We start from the raw sequence: 19,928 nt of genomic DNA, 5'->3' as shown, positions 1-19,928 counted from the left end.
ATTAAATATCCTATTGCTCGGGGATGAGGATTTCGCGTTTCCCGACATGATTTGCTGACGAAACAACACCTTCGTCTTCCATTTGCTCAACAAGCCGAGCAGCTTTGTTGTAGCCAATGGCAAGTTTTCGCTGAATATACGAGGTCGAGCATTTGCGATCCTTGATCACGATTGCCACCGCCTGATCGTACAACGCGTCCTCTCCGTTCGTATTGCCGCCAGTGTTCAGGCCCAAAACGGCATCGATATTGTCAGCCTTTTCCTCGGCCGGACCTTCGACGACACCGCCAATGTAGTCCGGCGGACCGAACTGTTTCAGGTGGTTGACGACTTCCTCGACCTCTTCATCTGAGACAAAGGGTCCGTGGCAGCGGGTAATCTTGGCACCCCCAGCCATGTAAAGCATGTCGCCCTGCCCCAGCAGCTGTTCGGCCCCCATTTCACCCAGAATGGTGCGGCTGTCGACTTTCGACGTCACTTGGAAGGAAATCCGCGTTGGGAAGTTCGCCTTGATCGTACCGGTGATCACGTCGACCGAAGGGCGCTGTGTGGCCATGATCAGGTGAATGCCCGAGGCCCGCGCCATCTGCGCCAAACGCTGGATGCAGGCTTCGATTTCCTTTCCCGCCACCATCATCAGGTCGGCCATCTCATCGACGATGACGACGATATAGGGCATCGCTTCGGGCGCGAATTCTTCCGTCTCAAATGTGGGTTCGCCGGTTTCATCGTCAAACCCGGTTTGCACCGTGCGGCTGAACATCTCGCCTTTGGCCAGCGCATCCTTCACCCGGCCGTTATAGCCCGCGATGTTGCGGACACCCATTTTGGACATCTTGCGATAGCGATCTTCCATCTCACCCACGACCCATTTCAGGGCGACCACCGCCTTTTTCGGGTCGGTCACAACGGGCGACAGCAGATGCGGGATACCGTCATAGACCGACAGTTCCAGCATCTTCGGGTCGATCATGATCAGGCGGCATTCATCCGGCGTCAGCTTGTACAGCAGCGACAGGATCATGGTGTTGATCGCCACCGACTTACCGGAACCGGTTGTACCAGCAATCAGTAGGTGAGGCATCTTGGCGAGGTTTGCCACGACGGACTCGCCGCCGATATCCTTGCCCAAGGCCAACGGCAGTGCCTGGTTGCCATCGCCAAAATCGCGGCTGGCCAGGATTTCGCGCAGAACCACCATTTCGCGGTTTTCGTTCGGTAGTTCGATGCCGATCACCGAACGGCCCGGAAGGGTCGAAACCCGCGCTGACAGTGCCGACATCGAACGTGCGATGTCATCGGCCAGGCCGATCACGCGGCTTGCCTTCAGCCCCGGAGCGGGCTCCAGTTCGTACATGGTGACGACCGGGCCGGGGCGAACGCTGACGATCTCACCCTTCACGCCGTAATCATCCAGCACATTTTCCAGCATCCGCGCGTTTTCTTCCAAGGCTTCATCGCTCAGATGGTGGCGCTGAATGCTGGCCGGATTCGACAAAAGGCCCAGAGGTGGCAGTTCGAAGTCCGAGTGCCGCTCTTCAAAGGATAATGCAGGCTGTGCCTCGGCCTGTGCGCGGCGAGACGGTTGCGGTGTGCGGCGTACCGGTTGCGCGACCACGGGCTTGCGCGGCTCGGCCACCGGGATTTTCATCGCCGGGCGTGGTTGCAAAACAGCTTCTTCGGCATCCTCGAATACCTCGTCCTCCAGATCCGGCTCGGGTGCATAGTGGTTCCGCATGGGTTCGGGCGCATTTTCAAACGGCGTGGATTCTTGCCAGTCTGGCATGTCACCCGCTGTTACGGGCGGCTCGGGCGGCAGTCCTGCTGCTGTCACCGGCGGCTCCATTGGCAGGTCATCCGGCTGACTTGCGTTCAGGATCAGCGGGCCAGGGCGACGACCACGGCCCTTGGTCAGCGGAAGGTTCGGGTCGGGTTCGGGTGTCAACTCACCCGTCGCCACTTTGCGATTGCGCACAGCGGCCGAGATTTTCGAACGGATGCGATCTTCACCCGGCATTTCGTCGAAACCCGCGATTGGTCCCGGATCGACCAGCTCTGGCTCGGGCATGGGATCGGGGCGCCTGATGAGTGACGGCATGCGCGCCAACAGACCGGACTTGACCGGAGGTTCGGGACTTTCCGGTTCAGGTTCTTCAAAGATTGGATCGGCATAAGCCAGATCATCCTCGAACACGGCCTCGGCCGCTGCGGTTCGCGCAAGTTTGCGCTCTTCCCATTGCGCGCGACGATCTCGCGCTGCCTGCGCAGCCGAGGCTGCACCACGGCCCATCAGGGTCATCAGCATATCATATGCCATCACAAGCCCCAGCAAGAAGGCCCGGAAACCCCGCTTGACATCGGATTTGGTGAAACCCAGCACAAAAATACCCAGCGCAATCATCCCGACCGCCATGGCCAGCGACATCAGCTTCACCAGAAAATGTGACGAAATCGGCAGCAGCGTCAGCAACGCGCCCATGACCGTATCGCCGAACAAACCGCCCAGACCATAGCTGTGGGTCGCGCGCCAGCCTGCATCAGGAACGAGGGTTGCGGCATACACCGAGACGACGGCGATCCAGATCGGCGCAAAAATCAGACGCGCAATGGCGCGATCTTCCCCGAAATGGCCCGCAAACCGAAAACCCCAACCGATCAGAACCAATGCGATGCCCCAGCTTCCCCAGCCGACGATCATGAACAAGGGTGCGGCGATCGAGGCCCCAATCCGCCCCATCCAATTTTGCACCGGCGCGTCGGTGGACACCATCCAGTTTGGATCATCGGGCGTGTAGGACCAGATCATCGCGGCCGCAGCCAAACCCAGCAGGATCAGGGCGATGCCAATCAACTCCTTGCTGCGTCGCTCAAGGGCTGCCTGCGTTGTGCTGTCCAGCAATGGATCGCGGTTGCGCGCGTTATATGATGCCATTTTGCCCTCGTACCTCACGAATAGATGCAGTCGCGGAGTGTGATCAGACCACGCTGCAACTCTGTTTTTGGGGCCACCAATGCAGCCCGGATAAATCCTGTGCCCGGGTTTTGCCCCGGATCGCCTTGTGAAAGATATGCGCCCGGCAGGACCCGGACACCGGTTTCCTTCCAGACTTTCAATGCGGTGTCTTCACCATTCTCGACCGGCAGCCAAAGAAAGAATCCGGCCTCGGGCGGCATATAGCCCTGCACGCCTGCGAATACCTCATCCGCAATGGCGTATTTTTCCTGATACAGCGCGCGGTTTTGCCGAACGTGTTCCTCATCCGCCCAAACCTTTGCGGCGGCAGCTTGCAAGGGCAGAGGCAGAGGCGACCCTGCATAGGTGCGCAACTGCTTGACCTGTTTGATCGTCTTTGGGCCACCGGCGACAAGCCCCGACCGCAAGCCGGCCAGATTCGAACGTTTGGACAGCGAGTTGAACAGCGTGATCCGTTCAGGATCAGCGCCCAGCTCCTGCGCGACAGTCAGAATACCTGTCGGGGCTTCTTCACGGTAAATCTCGGAATAACATTCATCCGCAAAAATACGGAAATCGTACTGCTCGGCCAGACGGATCAGGTCAGCCCAATACTCGCGCGAGGCAACGGCCCCCTGCGGATTGGCGGGTGAACAGATATAGGCCACGGCGGTGCGGTTCAGCACGTCCGCAGGCAGGCCGGCATAGTCCGGCAGATGGCCTGTCGCGGCGGTGGCGGGCACAAAATAAGGCTGCGCGCCCACCGACAGCGAGGCGACCATGTAGACCTGATAAAACGGGTTCGGGCACAGGATGATCGGCTGCTGACCGTTCTTCTGTTCCGGGCACAAAGCCATGGCCGCGTTGTATAGCCCCTCGCGCGTGCCGTTCAGCGCCATCACGTTGGCATCAGGGTCCATCTGAACCCCATATCGCCGCTTGATCCAATCCGTGATCGCCGTGCGCAGGTCATCCGACCCTTCGTTCGGAGGATATCCCTGGAACCCGGCGGCGTTTTCCATGATGACATCCGTCACCCAAGCCGGAAAATCATGTGTCGGTGCACCAATGGTCATGTGAACGACATCACCGCCCGGCTGGTGGTGATCCAACAGGGCGCGCAGACGCGGGAATGCATAAGCCGGTAGGTTCGAAAACCGCTCGGGGAAAACCATGGTACTGCCTCAATATCGGGGTCATTGGCGCCCCGTTTTTTTGGCAGATTACAGTCCGTGCGCCTCTTCGTCCAGACAAAGAGGTTCCGAATCAGGGGATTGTGGCATTCAGGCCAGCACCGTTTCCGCTGCCGAACCCAGCCGCAACAACGCCTCTTCCGAGCCGGGATAGCCCAGCATCATCAACCCGCAGCCGGGCGTTCCGGTGGGCAGGCTCAGTGCCGCCAGCCCCATCAGATTGCCAATCCGCGTGTTCCGCAAGGCCAGAAGATTCTCGGTTACGTAATAGTCGTGATCGCTGAGCAAGCGCTCCAGATTGGGCGGCAAAATCGGCGCTGTCGGCGCCAGAACCGCGTCAAACCCGGCGGTTGCCGCGTCCCAGGCGCTGCGGCATGCCTTGAGTTTGGCCCAGGCCGCCACATAGTCGGGGCCCGAATAGCCCATGCCAATGCGGAAGCGTTCGAGAATCTCGGGATACATTGCCTCGGGATTGGCTTCGATGACATCGCGCCACAGCCCATAGGCCTCGGTCGTGTATACGATGCTGGTCAACGTCATGGCCTCGTTCAACTCGGGCACTTCCAACGGCACGATCTCGGCCCCTGCGTCGGCAAGTTTGGCCACGGCTTCGTCATATGCTTTGCGCGGTGTGTCGCGCAGATCGTCCTTGGCAATGTTCTGCAAATCGGCAAAACGACGCCCTTTCAGCGAAGCACCACGCAGATCGGCAGGTGTTCCCCCCTCGAGCAGAGCCAGCACATGCGCTGCGTCCTCGACCGAACGCGCCACAGGTCCAACCGTGTCGAAACGCAGGCACAGCGGCACCACACCTTCCAGGCTGAGCCGCCCCGCAGTGGTTTTCAGCCCCACCAGATCATTCCAAGCCGCCGGGATACGCACCGAACCGCCCGTGTCCGAGCCGATGCCACACGCTGCCAACCCCCAGGCGACCGAGGCCGCCGCCCCCGAAGATGACCCCCCGGGCACTGCTGCCTCGTCATGAATGCAGGGCGGGGTTTCGGTGATCGGATTCAACCCAAGGCCGGAAAAGGCCAGCTCGCTCATATGCGTCTTGCCCAGGCAAACGGTGCCCATCTGAGTCGCATTGCGCAGCACCAGCGCATCCGCATCCGGCACGCGATCCTTCAGCAGAGCCGAACCCGCCTCGGTCACGGTGCCGGCGGTGTCGAACAGATCTTTCCAACTGATCGGGACCCCGTCCAGCAGCGACCAGCGCAGGCCCAGTTGCGCGCGTTGCCGAGCGGCTTCAGCCTCAGCCCGCGCGCGGTCATGGGTGACGCGGGCATAGATGCGGTCCCGATGCGGATGAGCGTCAATAGCGGACAGGTAGGTTTCCGTCAGTTCGACGGGATCGATCTGACCCATGCCAATGCCACGGCCCAAATCACACGCGGTCATTGTCAACCAATCCTGCATCTTGCCCCTCCGGAATTTTCGGCTTTGGGTGACGGTAGCGACAGGACTGCACATGGACAATCCCGAAAGGGCGCGCATATTGCAGGGCATGACACAGGCTTCTGACATTCTGATCGTGGGCGGCGGGTTGAACGGCCCTGCTTTGGCGCTGGCACTGGCACAAACCGGTCATTCGGTCACGGTGATCGATGCGCTGGCCGAAAAGGTGCGCAAGAACGCGGCATTCGACGGGCGCGCCTATGCGCTGGCTCTGGCCTCACAGCGGTTGTTGGATGCCATCGGCATTTGGGACCGCGTCGCGCAGCACGCCCAACCGATGCTGGAAATCAAGGTCACAGATGGCCATGCCGGAACAGGGCCATCGCCTTTTTTCATGCATTTCGACCATGCCGAAATCGAAGAAGGCCCGATGGGATATATGGTCGAGGATCGCCACCTGCGCCGTGCTTTTCTGGACGCGATGGCCGAAGAACCGCGCATCACCCAGGTAAGCGGCAAATCCGTCGTTTCGCAACAGGCCGACGCGGCCCGCGTGACCGTGACGTTGGATGACGGCACAACCCTGGGCGGCAGCCTGCTGGTTGGCTGTGACGGTCGCCGCAGCGGAACCGCGTCACGGGCCGGCATCAAACGCACCGGTTGGGATTACGGCCAGACGGCATTGGTCTGCGCCATCGAACATGAGCTGCCACATAATGGCGTTGCACATCAGTTTTTCATGCCACCCGGTCCGCTGGCGATTCTGCCGTTGACCGGCAATCGCAGTTCCATCGTCTGGAGCGAACGCACCGACACCGCACAGCACATCAACGCCCTGCCCGAGGACGACTACGTGCAAGTGCTGCGCCCGCGATTTGGCGATTTTCTTGGTGAAATCAGTCTGGCGGGTGATCGTTTCACTTATCCGCTGAACCTGACCATCGCCAATTCCTTCATCAGCGATCGCATGGCGCTGGTCGGGGATGCCGCGCACGGAATGCACCCCATTGCCGGTCAGGGCCTGAACGCTGGCCTGCGCGATGTCGGCGCTCTGGCTGAGGTTCTGACTTTGGCGGGACGGCGCGGCGAGGATATCGGCTCGTTGATGGTACTGGAGCGCTATCAGGAATGGCGCCGTTTCGACACGGCCTCGCTGGCGATGGCGACGGATGTCTTCAACAAGCTGTTTTCCAACGACAACCCGCTGCTGCGGCTTGGACGTGACATTGGCATGGGGGTTGTCGGCGCTTTGCCCGGCCTCCGTCGCGGTTTCGTTCGCGAAGCGGCCGGGCTGACCGGTGATCTGCCCAAGCTGTTGCAAGGGCGCCCGATTTAATCCAGCTGCCGGGCCTCATCGACCAGCATGACCGGAATGCCGTTGCGGATGGGAAAAGCCAAACCCGCCGCTTTTGAAACAAGCTCTCGCTTTTCGGCGTCATAGTGCAGGGTCGTATGCGTCTGAGGGCAGATCATCGCCTCGAGCATGTGGCGATCAAAGGCGTGTTCAGGATCGGTCATTGCAGTTTTTCCTCGTTTGATCCGCCGCGCAAGGCGAACTCAATCAGCGTCACCAACGTTTCGCGCCGGGTGCGCAGGCAGGGGGCTTCCAGCAGGGCCTGTTTGTCCTCGGGGTCGAAATCCAGAAGCATCGACAGGGAATTCACCAAGAGTTCATCCTCTGCGTCCTTGAGCGAATCCCAGTCGGTGGACAATTGACGGGATGAAAAGAAACGCTCCAACAATGTCAGGAACGCGTTGCGGTCAAACCCGTTGTCTTTCTCGGCCTTTCCCAGATCACGGTCGAACCCGTCCCACGAGACCGCGCACCTCCGGTAGGGCGTGAACGAGTCCAGCTCTGACATGACCCTGAACCGGGATATACCGGTCAACGTGATCAGGTACCGGCCATCTTCGGTTTCCGAAAACTGCGTCACCCGCCCTGCGCAACCAATACGGTGCAGCTTGTCTTCGTCATTGACCGAAGGATTCGGCTGAACCATTGCGATCAACCGTTCCTTGGTTTTCAGCGCGTCGTCCAGCATCTGAAGATAGCGCGGCTCGAATACGTGAAGCGGCAAGCGCGAACGCGGGAGCAGCAGCGCCCCGGGCAAGGGAAAAACGGATACCGTTTCCGGCAGGTCGGCGGGATGCATCATGTTCCCGACTCTAGCTCTGATGAGAGATTAGGCAAATATCATCGAACTGAGTTTGCGACGTCCGTTCAGAACAATCGGGTCATTGGGCTTGAGCGCATCGAAGATGGTGAAAAGCTGTGTCTTGGCTGCACCTTCATTCCATTCACGATCCCGGCGGAACAGTTCCAGCAATTGTGCCACGGCTTCATCCACATTGCCGTTCGCGTGCAGCGCCTGCGCCAGATCAAAGCGGGCCTGATGGTTGTCCGGATCCGCCTCGACCGCTGCCATCAGCTCGGCGACGGGGCCGGCATCTGCCGCCTGCTTGGCAAGCTCCAGCTGCGCATGTGCGGCCTCCAGCTCGGCCGATGTGGAGATCTCGGCCGGAGCGCCGTTCAGGATCGCTTCTGCCTGCTCCAGATCACCGGTGGCGATATGCGCCCGCACAAGCCCACCGTACGCCGCGGCGTGGTTCGGATCTTCGCCCAGAATTGCGGCAAAGGTCTGAGCCGCGTCCGCAGCCGCGCCTTCGGCAAGCATTTCCTCGGCAGCCTGCACGGCATCATCCAGTTGGCCCCCCGGGCTTTCACCACCAGCGGCTTCGATCACACGGTCGACGAAAGCCTTGATTTCGGATCCCGGCAACGCGCCTTGAAACCCGTCCACAGGCTGGCCCTTGAAAAAGGCATAGACGGTCGGGATCGACTGGATGCGCATTTGCGCGGCAATTGTCTGCGCCTCATCGACATTGATCTTGACCATCTTCACCGCGCCTTTCGCGGCTGTCACGGCCTCTTCCAGCATCGGCCCAAGGGTTTTGCACGGGCCACACCAAGGTGCCCAGAAATCGACGATCACAGGTGTTTCCTGCGAGGTTTCGACCACATCGGCCATGAAAGTGGCCTCGGTCCCGTCTTTGATCAGATCGGTTGCTGGGGCGTTTCCGCCGTTCAGAAGGTCCATGGCAATCACTCTTTCGTTCGAACTTGCGCCCTATATGCAGCCGCTTGCCGCGGAAACCAAGGGCTGAGTTGCGGATCAGACGTCGAAACTGGCAAAGACCGGAGCGTGATCGCTGGGCTTTTCCCACCCACGGGCGTCCCGCAGAATGCGGCTGGAATGGCCCGCGTTCGAGATATCGGCCGTGGCCCAGATATGGTCCAGCCGGCGCCCCTTGTCCGCCGCATCCCAATCCCGGGCGCGATAGGACCACCAGCTGTAAAGCTGCCCTTCCGGGATGTCCTGACGGGTGATATCGACCCAGCCACCTGCTTCCTGTGTCTCGGCCAGATGCTCGACCTCGATGGGCGTGTGCGAGACGACCTTCAGCAGTTGTTTGTGTGACCACACATCATCCTCACGCGGAGCGATGTTCAGGTCGCCGACAAGGATGGATTTAGCCGGCTTTTCCGCACGGAACCAATCGCGCATATCAGTGAGATAGTCGAGCTTCTGGCCGAATTTCTCATTCACTTCTCGGTCCGGCACGTCGCCGCCCGCCGGGACATAAAAGTTGTGGACAGTGACACCATTTTCCAACCGCCCGGCAATATGGCGGGCATGTCCGAGACCCGCGAAATCCCTGTCGCCCACCTCTTCCATCGGCAGGCGCGACAGGATGGCGACGCCGTTGTAACCCTTCTGCCCCCGCGCGATCATGTGGGTGTAGCCCAGTTCGGAAAACCCTTCGGTCGGGATTTTCTCAACCGGTGATTTGCACTCTTGCAGGCACAATACATCAGGGGCTTCTTCTTGCAGCAATTTCAGCACGATAGGCTCGCGCAGGCGAACAGAATTGATGTTCCAGGTGGCAAGGGTGAAAGGCATATCGGGGATTCCTTTGTCGCGATTGGCGCAGGTTAGCGTGGCACAACGCCAGTTGCCACGAGAAAAGGCGGCCCGATGCCAGGACCAAAGGCCGGCAGTTAGGCGGGCGTCATATTCATGCTTTCCCTTGCCCTGATATCTCGCCTGATGCAGACTTGTCTGCGAATGAGGAATGTCTGTTTCACCGCTGGGTCTGTTCGCGAACAGACCGGCCCGGCACCATGCTTTGGGAGGAGTGTGTCATGGCATCCGAGACCGCAGGTTCCACGCCACCGGAGAATCTGACGCCGCAGCAGCGGGACATTCCGCAGGTCAACAAGATAACGACGGATGACATCAGGGCGTCGCTGAAAGCCGGGTTTTCCGACTTTCTGGCCCGCCCTGTCCTGAGCGGCTTTTTCGGTCTGTTCTATGCAGTATTCGGAATTCTGCTGGTTTGGGCTCTGATCTGGCTTGGCCAGATCTGGATGATCATTCCCGCCATTGTCGGTTTTCCGCTGGTCGCGCCTTTCGCCGCAGCGGGGCTTTATGAAATGTCGCGCCGCTTGCAGAAAGGCGAAAGCTTTGGCTGGGCTGAAATCCTCAGCGTCATGGCCAATCAACGCAAACGCGAATTGGGCTGGATGGCCTTTGTCACACTTTTCATTTTCTGGGTGTGGATCTACCAGGTCCGGCTTTGGCTGGCGATCATCCTCCAGAACGCATCCTTCTCGGATTTCGACGGGTTTTTGAACACCGTTTTCTTCACGCCGCAGGGTTGGATCTTCCTTGCCGTTGGCACCTGTATCGGCGCGTTCCTGTCAGCGGTACTGTTTTCGGTGACCGTCGTCGCCATGCCCTTGCTGCTGGACCGGGAAACCAACTTCATCTCTGCCATGTTGACCTCTTTGCGTGTCGTATCCGAAAGCCCGGCGGTCATGCTCAGCTGGGCGGCGATCATCTCGGTCACCATACTGTTGTCGCTGGTTCCAGCGTTTCTGGGCCTGATCTTTACCCTTCCGATCCTTGGTCACACCACGTGGCACCTTTACCAGCGCGCCGTTGCCCCGGCGGAAGGGTGAACGCGGCAGAACTCACCTCCATCATTGGTCGAATATCGGTCAGTGCTGCTGTCTGCCTTCTGTGGAAACCACCCCTCAGCAGCGAAAAAAAGCCGGGCCATTCGGCCCGGCAGTCCAACAGGGAGGTACATGTCATAACCCGGACATGCACGGGTTGGGAGTAACCTAATTATGAGTGCAGAGTATCACTTTGATCCACATCAATCCACAACCAGTTAAGACACGAGCCTATATCCACCCGATTCTGTGACCAAAAGGCGCGCATTGGACGGATCGGGCTCGATCTTCTGACGCAGGCGATAGATGTGGGTTTCCAGCGTGTGGGTCGTGACCCCGGCATTGTATCCCCACACTTCGTGCAACAGCACATCCCGTGCCACGACACCGTCGGTTGATCGGTACAGGAACTTGAGGATGTTGGTTTCTTTCTCGGTCAGACGGATCTTGCGGTCTTCTTCCGTGATCAGCATCTTCATCGCCGGCTTGAACGTATAGGGGCCAAGAACAAATACCGCGTCCTCGGATTGTTCGTGCTGCCGCAACTGAGCGCGGATCCGGGCCAGCAATACCGGAAATTTGAACGGTTTGGAGACATAGTCATTCGCGCCGGCGTCCAGGCCCAGGATCGTATCGGCATCGCTGTCATGACCGGTCAGCATCAGAATCGGGCTTTTGACGCCCTGTTTGCGCATCAGGCGGCACAGTTCCCGCCCGTCGGTATCCGGCAAACCCACATCAAGAATAACCAGATCATAGATCGCTTCGCGTGCGCGCTCCATCGCGGACTGGCCGTCTGAAGCTTCGAAAACGTCAAAGTCTTCGGTCATGACAAGTTGCTCGCTAAGCGCCTCGCGCAGATCCTCGTCATCGTCCACCAACAGGATTTTCTTGAGTTGAGCCATTTCCCGATCCTCCAAACGCTTTTCCATCACTTGCGCGCGGAATATGCAATCAACAAGATTTGCTGCAACGGTTTCACGCCTTCGTGTCAGAGTTGGCAGAAATGTTTCACATTTCCTTTCGAAACAGCTAGGAGAAGGGCTGAGCGTTATAGGGTAACATAGATGAGCCTCATCCCCGATATCACCGAACTTCTTGCCCGGGCCCGGGCCGATCTGCGCATGGGCGTTCCAGTGGTGCTGACCGATGACAGCGGCTTTAGCGTTTTGGCGATCTCTGCGGAAACGCTCAACCCGCAACGCCTGGCCGATCTGAAAAAGCTCGGAGACCCGGTGGTGGCCATTACCGGGCGGCGGGCCGAAACACTCAAGGCGCGGGCCTATGACGGCGATCTCGCGCGCGTTTCGATTCCCGCCGATGCAGATATCACTTGGGTGCAGGCGGTTGCTGATCCCTCTGACGATCTGAACGCGCCGATGAAAGGTCCGTTGATGACCGAGCGCCACGGCAACGCCAATTTGCACCGCATCGCGATTGCGTTGGCCAAGTCCGCGCGCATTCTTCCCGCCGCGGTCGTCGTGCCGGTCGAAGACGGTCGGGCCTTTGCCGTATCGCACGGCCTGACCTGCATTGACCACACGCGCGCCGCCCCGCATCTGGCGGACCGCAGCGCCCTGTATGAGGTGGTTGCCGCGCGTCTTCCGATGGAAGTATCCGAGGCCGGCCGCCTGCATGTTTTCCGCCCCGAAGATGGCGGAGAAGAACATTACGCAGTCGAAATAGGCCGCCCGGATCGGGACAAACCAGTGCTGGCCCGATTGCATTCCGCCTGTTTCACGGGCGATCTGATGGGCAGCCTGAAATGCGACTGCGGTCCGCAATTGCGCGGCGCGCTGGCACAAATGGGGGCCGAAGGGGCTGGCGTTCTTCTGTATCTGAACCAGGAAGGGCGTGGTATCGGGCTGGCCAACAAGATGCGTGCCTATTTTCTTCAAGATCAGGGTTTTGACACGGTAGAAGCAAACCACAGGCTGGGTTTCGAGGATGATGAGCGCGACTTCCGACTCGGGTCGGATATCCTGAAATCTCTGGGTTTCAATTCGGTGCGCCTGCTGACGAACAACCCTGCCAAGATCTCGATGATGGAACGCACGGGGATCGCCGTGACCGAGCGCGTTCCTTTGAAAGTGGGTGAAACCGCGCACAACCGCGGATACCTGGCCACGAAAGCCGCGAAATCTGGGCACCTGTTGTGACCCCAAACGATCTTGTGCTCACCCCGCGTGGCGTTCGCTTTCTCGGCAGGACGTTCCCCTGTTCGATTGGCAAAGGCGGATTGAGCAACACGAAACACGAGGGTGATGGGGCGACACCTACCGGATGCCATCGAATCGTCGGCATGCTCTACCGGCCCGACCGGCTGGTCGCCCCCAACTTCTGGGCAATCCCGATTGGGCCGCAGGACTTGTGGTCGGATGACGTCGAGGACAGCCACTACAATCACATGGTGCCGGCCCCTTATGCGTTCAGTCATGAAAAACTGCGCCGGGCTGATCCGCTTTACGATCTGGTCCTGTTGACTGATTGGAACTGGCCGAATGCCGTTCCCGGCAAGGGATCGGCTATTTTTCTGCACCAGTGGCGCAGGCCCGGCTACCCCACCGAGGGCTGCATTGCCTTCCGTCGGGACCATCTGCATTGGATTGCAGGGCGAATTTCCCTTGGAACGCGCCTAATCATCCCTGAGGTTTGACCCGCTCGCCGAAAATGGCCGACCCGATACGAACATGGGTCGCTCCCAAGGCGATGGCCTGCTCGAAATCACCGCTCATCCCCATCGACAACCCCTCAAGCCCATTGCGTGCGGCAATCTTGGCCAAGAGGGCGAAATGCAAAGTCGGTTCTTCATCGACCGGCGGGATGCACATCAACCCGCGTACCGGCAGGTCCAGCGATCGGCATTCCGCGATAAACCCGTCCGCATCCGCAGGAAGAACGCCTGCCTTCTGCGCTTCTTCACCCGTATTGACCTGAATGAACAGGTCGGGGCAGTGTCCCAACTCTTGCGCCAGCCGCGCCAGGGTTTTGGCCAGTTTGGGGCGATCGACCGAATGGATCGCATTGCACAGTTCCATCGCCTGCCTGGCCTTGTTGGTCTGCAACGGGCCGATGAGATGCAGATCGACGGCATCGAATTGCTCTTTGAAAGCGGGCCATTTGCTGGCCGCCTCCTGTACGCGATTCTCACCAAAACACCTGTGCCCCTGCTCAAGAACGGCCTGAACCCGCTCATTCGGTTGTACTTTGGATACAGCGATCAGTTTGACGGAACCGGCAGGGCGGTCCGATCTGGCTTCGGCATTTGCAATGCGTGAGGTGATTTCTTGCAACGACATGGGGCCCTCAATCTGTCTTTGGCGCAGAAAAACACCAAGTCGGCACAAAAGAAAAGGGCGAGTCCGAAGACCCGCCCTTAAACTTTACGGTTCAGATCAGCTTAGAAGTTGAACTGAGCACCGAAGTCGGCACGGATTGTGTCGCTTGCGCAAGCGTCACAGTCGTCACGGCCGATACCACCGCGCAGCGATGCACCGCCGCCCAGGTCGTAGATCGCACCGATAGCAACCTGCTGAGTGTCAGCAGAGGCGTTACCGTCACCGTAGGTGAACAGCAGGGTGGTTGCAGCGCCCAGGTTGTAGGCAGCCGACAGACCCCATGCAGTACCGTCGGTCGCAGCAACTTTGGTTGCGTCGTCCGCGACAAACAGAGTACCCGAGAAGTCACCCCATTCGCCACCAAGGGTCAGAACGGTCAGGCTCGGATCGCTGCCTGCACCTGCGTCGGTCTGACCATAGGCCAGAGCGGCAGTGATGTTGTTGAAGGTGTAGGTTGCGCTGATGTCCCAGCGGTCTGCATCGGTGAAGGTTGCCGGACCGGTCGGAAGGCCACCAGGAGTTGCAGGAACTGTAGCCAGTGTCGCTTGGTCGTACGAAGCGCCAAACGAGAAGTCGCCTACAGAGTACTGGAAGAACACAGCGTTCGAACCCGAACCGGTCGACGAGTATGCCAGGAAGCTATAGTCAACACCCGAGTACTGACCTGCGAACAGTTCCAGACCTACTTCGTTACCGTAGTAGTTTGCCAGGTTGTCAAACGAGCCAGCAACGTTGCCCGCGTCAACACGCAGACCACCGTAGATGACCGAGAAGCGCGCGCCGTTCAGGCCGGCCGAGTTTGCTTCACCGTTGTTGTTTTCGTCGGCTTGCAGACGAACACGGCCTTCAAAGCGAACGCCGCCGTCGGTTTCTACGATGCCGTCGATGTTCAGACGGAAACGCGAGACCAGGATAACGTCGTCGGTTTGAGTCGCAACGCTTGCGTTCGAAGTCTGAGTAACGACTGCGGTGCCGCCACCAGCAGTGCTAACAGTGGTCGGTGTGGTGCGAACAACGTCGTAGCTGCCTGTACGGTCTTCAACGTAGCCAATACCAAAACGGCCGTAACCGCTGAAGTTAACTTCAGCTGCTGCAACGCCTGCGGTCGCGATCAGCGCCGTCGATGCGAAGAGAACTTTTTTCATCTTGTTTCCCTCGGTTTCATTCAAAAGAGTTATCTACTCGACACATGCCTCGGCATATGTCTCAGCACGGACACCGTTTCGCTCTTTTTGCCCCCATTGCGCAAGCTTGGCATAAACCCGGTCACGTCATTGGGGTCAGATTGGTGCAAGGATGCCACAGTTCGTTTTTGCCCGGATCAGGCTGACACGCTTACATTTCAGAAGAATAGGCTTGTTGCAGCGAGGGTCCTTGGCTAGGAGTATGCCCTGAATACTGCACAACAAGTGAAACAGGACCTGCTGACAATGCGCCTGCCTACGATTTTGGGATTAATCATGCTGACCACCACTATTGCGGCATGCGGGCAGAATCGAAGCACTTCGACTTATTCCCCCAATCCCGCCAGCGGTAATTCCGATGAACGCGAGTTGAACGACCCTGAACGTACCACGCTTTGGGACATTTTCGATCGCAGCACGGCCGAGCAGACCACCAATGTAAACCGGTACTTGTGGGCAGCTTCTCTGGACATATTGAACTTCTTGCCTGTGCAGGAGGTCGATCCGTTTACCGGAGTGATCGTAACGGGTTACGGCACTCCTCCGGGCGGAGGACGGTCATACAGGGCGACCGTACACATCAGTGATCCGGCGCTTGCGGCGCGGTCTTTGTCCGTCGCCCTGCAATCCAGCGGAGGCGCCCCGGTAAGCGCGGCAACAACCCGCGCGGTGGAGGATGCGATTCTGTCCCGCGCGCGTCAGCTGCGCATCGCGGACAACAAGTTCTAGCACTCCGCCGAAAATCACACTAATACCACGCCGGGTTCCTACCCGGCGTTTTCATTCACGAAGGACCGCACAATGTCGCGCTATTCGGCCACCGAAATCGAAGCAAAATGGCAAGAAGCCTGGGACAAGGCAGGAATCTTCACCGCCAACCACAAGGCGGACAAGCCGAAATACTATGTGCTTGAGATGTTCCCCTACCCGTCCGGCCGAATCCATATGGGGCATGTGCGCAACTATACGATGGGCGACGTCATCGCGCGGCACAAGCTGGCCACCGGGCACAATGTTCTGCACCCCATGGGCTGGGACGCGTTCGGAATGCCGGCGGAAAACGCTGCCATGGCGATCGGCGGCCACCCCAAAGAGTGGACTTACGGCAATATCGCCGACATGCGCGCCCAGATGAAGCCGCTGGGCCTGTCGATCGACTGGTCCCGTGAATTCGCCACATGTGATCCGGAATACTATGGCCAGCAGCAGGCGCTGTTCCTCGACATGCTCGAGGCCGGGCTGGTCTATCGCAAGAACGCCGTGGTCAACTGGGATCCGGTGGACATGACCGTTCTGGCCAATGAACAGGTGGAAAACGGGCGCGGCTGGCGCTCGGGTGCGCTGGTGGAACGGCGCGAGCTGACGCAGTGGTTCTTCAAGATCTCGGATTATTCCGAAGAACTGCTGAACGCTCTGGACACGCTGGAAAACTGGCCCGCCAAGGTTCGGCTGATGCAGGAAAACTGGATCGGCAAGTCGCGCGGCCTGCAATTCGGGTTCGAAAGCACCGATGGTGGGGAACCGATCACTGTCTACACGACGCGCCCCGACACGCTGCTGGGCGCGTCCTTCGTGGGGATTTCGCCCGATCACCCGATCGCCAAACAGCTTGAGGCCGAAAACCCGGAAGTCGCTGAATTCGTTGCCGAATGCCGCAAGGGCGGCACCACGGAAGAAGCCATCGAAACTGGCGAAAAGCTGGGTTTCGATACCGGCATCCGCGTCAAGCACCCGCTGGACCCGAACTGGGAACTGCCTGTCTGGATCGCCAATTTCATCCTGATGGATTACGGCACCGGTGCGATCTTTGCCTGCCCGGCACATGACCAGCGCGACCTTGATTTCTGCCGCAAATACGATCTGCCGGTGATCGATACGTTCTTTGCGCTGGACGACGACACGCCGGTCGACAAGATCGCCTTTGTCCCGCCAAAGACCGAGAAAGTCCGCTGGGTGAACCATTTCGCAGGCTTGACCGAAGCAACCGGAGAAGAAGCGATCAACACCACCATCGATTTCGCCGAAAAAGCCGGTTGGGGCGAAGGGGTCACGAAATATCGCCTGCGAGACTGGGGCTTGAGCCGTCAGCGCTATTGGGGTTGTCCGATTCCTGTCGTTCACTGCGAAAGCTGTGGTGTGGTCCCTGAAAAGAAAGAGAACCTTCCGGTTCGCCTGCCCGATGATGTCACCTTCGACAAACCGGGCAACCCGCTGGACCGCCACCCGACCTGGCGCGACTGCGCCTGCCCAAACTGTGGCGCCCCTGCCAAGCGCGAGACCGACACGATGGACACATTCGTGGATTCGTCATGGTATTTCGCCCGATTCACCGCTCCGCGAGCGGAAACGCCCACCGATCTGGCCGAGGCGGAATACTGGATGAATGTAGACCAGTATATCGGCGGGATCGAACACGCGATTCTGCACCTGCTGTATTCGCGGTTCTTCGCCCGCGCGATGAACATCACCGGGCATTTGCCGGACAAAGCCATCGAACCCTTCGACGCGTTGTTCACGCAGGGCATGGTGACGCACGAGATCTACCAAACCCGCGATGCCAACGGTCGTCCGGTCTTTCACCTGCCCGAGGAGGTCACAGACGGAAAACTGGCTGACGGCACACAGGTCGAGATCATCCCATCGGCCAAAATGTCAAAGTCCAAGAAGAACGTTGTCGACCCGGTCAGCATCATCTCGGCCTTCGGCGCCGATACCGCGCGCTGGTTCGTGCTGTCCGATTCGCCACCCGAACGGGACGTGGAATGGACGGCTGCGGGGGCCGAGGCCGCGTACAAGCATCTCAACCGTGTCTGGAATCTCTGCGACAAGATCGGCGCCATGGACCCGAACGCCACGGGTGAAGGCGATGAGGAACTGCTGCGCGAGATGCACAAAACCATCCGCGATGTGACATTGGGTGTTGAAAGCTTTGGCTTCAACGCGGCCATCGCCAAGCTTTATGCCTTCACCAACACGCTGGCGAAATCCAAGGCAGGTGCTGCGGCCCAAAAGCAGGCCATCAAAACGCTGGCACAGCTGATGTCGCCGATGACACCGCATCTGGCGGAAGATATTTGGGCCCATCAGGGCGGCGAAGGCCTTGTGGCCGTTGCGCCATGGCCCGTCGCCGACGAGGCAATGCTGGTTGATGACACTGTCACCTTGCCGATTCAGATCAACGGCAAGCGTCGCGCGGAAATCAGCGTGGCCAAGGATCTGGACAAAGCCGAGGTTGAAAAAATTGCGCTCAGCACCGAAGCTGTTCAAAAGGCGCTGGAAGGGAATGCGCCGAAGAAAGTGATCGTCGTTCCGGGCCGGATTGTGAATGTTGTCGTTTGATCGCAGAACGTTTTTGCTGATGCCGCTGGCGCTGGCCGCCTGCGGCTTTGAGCCCGTCTATGCACCTGGCGGATCGGGTTCGGCCTTGTATGGCCGCGTCGAGGTGTCGGCGCCCAACACCGTGGAAAGCTATTTGCTGGTCCAAAATCTGGAACAACAACTGGGGCGAAGCGCCGGGTCGGTGAACGATTACAAGCTGGATGTTCAGGTTTCGACCGTAACGCGTGGCGCAGCAATCACCACCACAAACGAAACGCAGCGCTACACCATCGACGGAAGCGCACAATACAACCTGCGGTCCAACGCAACCGGTCAGATCATCGCCTCGGGCTCGGTGGCGGATTTTGTGTCATATTCTGCCGCAGGATCGACCGTTTCCACATTGGCGGATGAGCGCGATGCCAAGAGACGGCTGATGATGATTCTGTCGGGTCAGATCATGAACCGACTTTACGCCACACCGGATCTGGCCGCATGAAGCTGAGCCCGCGCGAGGCTGAGGGGTATTTTGCCAAGCCGGACGCGGACAAGACCGGGCTGCTTATCTATGGCGCGGATGCAATGCGGGTTGCGCTCAAGCGGCAACAGGTGCTGGCCGCTCTGCTTGGCCCCCAAGCCGAAGAAGAAATGCGCCTGACCCGCATGCCCGGTGGCGATCTGCGTGGTGATCCCGCCCTGCTGCTGGACGCGGTCAAGGCGGTCGGCTTCTTTCCCGGCCCACGTGCCGTTTTCGTGGAAGACGCAACCGAAACCGCGGCGCTGGCAATTCTGGCCGCGCTCGAAGATTGGGCCCCCGGAGACGCCCAGATCATCGTGACCGCGGGGCAATTGAAACCCAGCTCGAAGATCCGCAAGGCGTTCGAAGGCCACCCTGCCGCCTATGCCGTCGGCATTTATGACGACCCTCCCTCACGCGCCGAAGTGGAACGGGTTCTTGCCGAGTCGGGTATGAAAAACGTGCCCCGAGATGTCATGTCTGCAATCAGCGAATTGGCCGTCAGCCTCAGCCCCGGTGATTTCGCTCAAACGATTGAAAAACTGTCTCTTTACAAGCGCGGTGACAGCTCTGATTTGACGATCGAAGATATCGAGGCCTGCGCTCCGCGCTCGACCGAGGCGGCGCTGGATGATGTTCTCAACGTCGTGGCCGAAGGCCGCGCCGGTGAGATCGGGCCGCTGATCCGGAGGTTGCAGGCGCAGGGCACCAATGGCGTGACTCTGTGCATCGGAGCGATGCGGCATTTTCGGACACTCTATGCCTGCGCGTCCGATCCCCGTGGTGCTGCGCAGGGCATCGGCAAGCTGCGTCCGCCGGTTTACGGCAAACGGCGTGACCGTATCCTGCGACAGGCACAAGGTTGGGGGGCGGCCAAGCTGCAAACCGCGCTGACGGTTCTGACCGATACGGATTTGGCGCTACGGTCGGCCGGGCAGACGGCCCCCGCAATGGCGCTGGTGGAACGCGCGATGATCCGTTTGGCGATGTTGGCGCGATCCCGCTAG

At 59.4% G+C, this 19,928-nt stretch carries 18 protein-coding genes; 8 read left to right on the top strand and 10 right to left on the bottom strand.

Features of this window, described 5'->3' with window-relative positions; genetic code table 11:
• Window positions 1-10: 10 nt before the first annotated feature.
• The 3 genes from GS612_RS17860 to GS612_RS17850 form a co-directional block, all read right to left on the bottom strand.
• Window positions 11-2,932: a DNA translocase FtsK gene (locus tag GS612_RS17860; protein WP_171642169.1), complete on the bottom strand. Its 2,922-nt coding sequence runs from the start codon at window positions 2,930-2,932 to the stop codon at window positions 11-13.
• A 14-nt stretch (window positions 2,933-2,946) separates the two neighbouring features.
• Complete coding sequence (locus GS612_RS17855; protein WP_171642167.1) at window positions 2,947-4,128, bottom strand: aminotransferase class I/II-fold pyridoxal phosphate-dependent enzyme; 1,182 nt, start codon at window positions 4,126-4,128, stop codon at window positions 2,947-2,949.
• Between the two features lie 108 nt (window positions 4,129-4,236).
• A complete protein-coding gene (locus GS612_RS17850) occupies window positions 4,237-5,565 on the bottom strand; it encodes an amidase (RefSeq protein ID WP_171642165.1) in 1,329 nt (442 codons plus the stop codon).
• Window positions 5,566-5,617: 52 nt separating this feature from the next.
• Here GS612_RS17850 and GS612_RS17845 point away from each other — a divergent pair, with 52 nt between their 5' ends.
• Complete coding sequence (locus GS612_RS17845; protein WP_253286216.1) at window positions 5,618-6,880, top strand: FAD-dependent monooxygenase; 1,263 nt, start codon at window positions 5,618-5,620, stop codon at window positions 6,878-6,880.
• Here the strand turns inward: GS612_RS17845 and GS612_RS17840 are convergent.
• The 4 genes from GS612_RS17840 to GS612_RS17825 form a co-directional block, all read right to left on the bottom strand.
• On the bottom strand, window positions 6,877-7,062 hold the full coding sequence (locus GS612_RS17840; RefSeq protein WP_171119907.1) for a Trm112 family protein: 186 nt from the start codon (window positions 7,060-7,062) through the stop codon (window positions 6,877-6,879). The genes GS612_RS17845 and GS612_RS17840 overlap by 4 nt on opposite strands.
• Entirely contained in the window at window positions 7,059-7,700 is a 642-nt protein-coding gene (locus tag GS612_RS17835) for an LON peptidase substrate-binding domain-containing protein (protein ID WP_171642163.1), read from the bottom strand. The genes GS612_RS17840 and GS612_RS17835 overlap by 4 nt, the downstream gene beginning before the upstream one ends.
• Before the next feature lie 27 nt (window positions 7,701-7,727).
• Window positions 7,728-8,642, bottom strand: coding sequence for a thioredoxin (trxA, locus tag GS612_RS17830; protein ID WP_171642161.1), 915 nt, complete (start codon window positions 8,640-8,642; stop codon window positions 7,728-7,730).
• 75 nt (window positions 8,643-8,717) lie between these two features.
• Window positions 8,718-9,506 carry an exodeoxyribonuclease III gene (locus tag GS612_RS17825; protein WP_171642159.1) on the bottom strand — a complete coding sequence of 263 codons (789 nt, stop codon included), beginning with the start codon at window positions 9,504-9,506 and terminating at the stop codon, window positions 8,718-8,720.
• A gap of 242 nt (window positions 9,507-9,748) precedes the next feature.
• On the opposite strand from GS612_RS17825, the gene GS612_RS17820 reads away from it, so the two are divergent.
• A complete protein-coding gene (locus GS612_RS17820; protein ID WP_171642157.1) occupies window positions 9,749-10,567 on the top strand; it encodes a DUF2189 domain-containing protein in 819 nt (272 codons plus the stop codon).
• A gap of 215 nt (window positions 10,568-10,782) precedes the next feature.
• On the opposite strand, the gene GS612_RS17815 is transcribed toward GS612_RS17820, so the two are convergent.
• A complete protein-coding gene (locus GS612_RS17815) occupies window positions 10,783-11,469 on the bottom strand; it encodes a response regulator transcription factor (RefSeq protein WP_117872957.1) in 687 nt (228 codons plus the stop codon).
• Between the two features lie 162 nt (window positions 11,470-11,631).
• Here GS612_RS17815 and ribA point away from each other — a divergent pair, with 162 nt between their 5' ends.
• Together ribA and GS612_RS17805 are read left to right on the top strand one after the other, a co-directional pair.
• Window positions 11,632-12,723 (top strand): GTP cyclohydrolase II, encoded by a 1,092-nt coding sequence (gene ribA, locus GS612_RS17810; protein WP_171642155.1) that lies wholly within the window; start codon window positions 11,632-11,634, stop codon window positions 12,721-12,723.
• A complete protein-coding gene (locus tag GS612_RS17805) occupies window positions 12,720-13,220 on the top strand; it encodes a L,D-transpeptidase family protein (protein ID WP_171642153.1) in 501 nt (166 codons plus the stop codon). Before ribA ends, GS612_RS17805 begins: the two co-directional genes overlap by 4 nt.
• Here the strand turns inward: GS612_RS17805 and GS612_RS17800 are convergent.
• Entirely contained in the window at window positions 13,204-13,863 is a 660-nt protein-coding gene (locus GS612_RS17800) for a YggS family pyridoxal phosphate-dependent enzyme (protein WP_171642151.1), read from the bottom strand. The two genes, GS612_RS17805 and GS612_RS17800, sit on opposite strands and share 17 nt — an antisense overlap.
• 101 nt (window positions 13,864-13,964) lie before the next feature.
• Window positions 13,965-15,047, bottom strand: coding sequence for a porin (locus GS612_RS17795; protein ID WP_171642149.1), 1,083 nt, complete (start codon window positions 15,045-15,047; stop codon window positions 13,965-13,967).
• Between the two features lie 285 nt (window positions 15,048-15,332).
• Here GS612_RS17795 and GS612_RS17790 point away from each other — a divergent pair, with 285 nt between their 5' ends.
• The 4 genes from GS612_RS17790 (at window position 15,333) to holA (ending at window position 19,928) form a co-directional block, all read left to right on the top strand.
• Window positions 15,333-15,815 carry a DUF3576 domain-containing protein gene (locus GS612_RS17790; protein ID WP_152459265.1) on the top strand — a complete coding sequence of 161 codons (483 nt, stop codon included), beginning with the start codon at window positions 15,333-15,335 and terminating at the stop codon, window positions 15,813-15,815.
• Between the two features lie 72 nt (window positions 15,816-15,887).
• A complete protein-coding gene (gene leuS / locus GS612_RS17785) occupies window positions 15,888-18,425 on the top strand; it encodes a leucine--tRNA ligase (RefSeq protein WP_171642147.1) in 2,538 nt (845 codons plus the stop codon).
• Window positions 18,412-18,903, top strand: a complete 492-nt coding sequence (lptE, locus tag GS612_RS17780) for an LPS assembly lipoprotein LptE (protein ID WP_152459267.1) — start codon at window positions 18,412-18,414, stop codon at window positions 18,901-18,903. Before leuS ends, lptE begins: the two co-directional genes overlap by 14 nt.
• Window positions 18,900-19,928: a DNA polymerase III subunit delta gene (holA, locus tag GS612_RS17775; protein ID WP_171642145.1), complete on the top strand. Its 1,029-nt coding sequence runs from the start codon at window positions 18,900-18,902 to the stop codon at window positions 19,926-19,928. The genes lptE and holA overlap by 4 nt, the downstream gene beginning before the upstream one ends.

The organism is Ruegeria sp. HKCCD6157, assembly GCF_013110685.1.
GTDB lineage: Bacteria > Pseudomonadota > Alphaproteobacteria > Rhodobacterales > Rhodobacteraceae > Ruegeria.
Note: the sequence above shows the minus strand (reverse complement) of the source record. Positions and strands in the feature narration are given on the sequence as shown.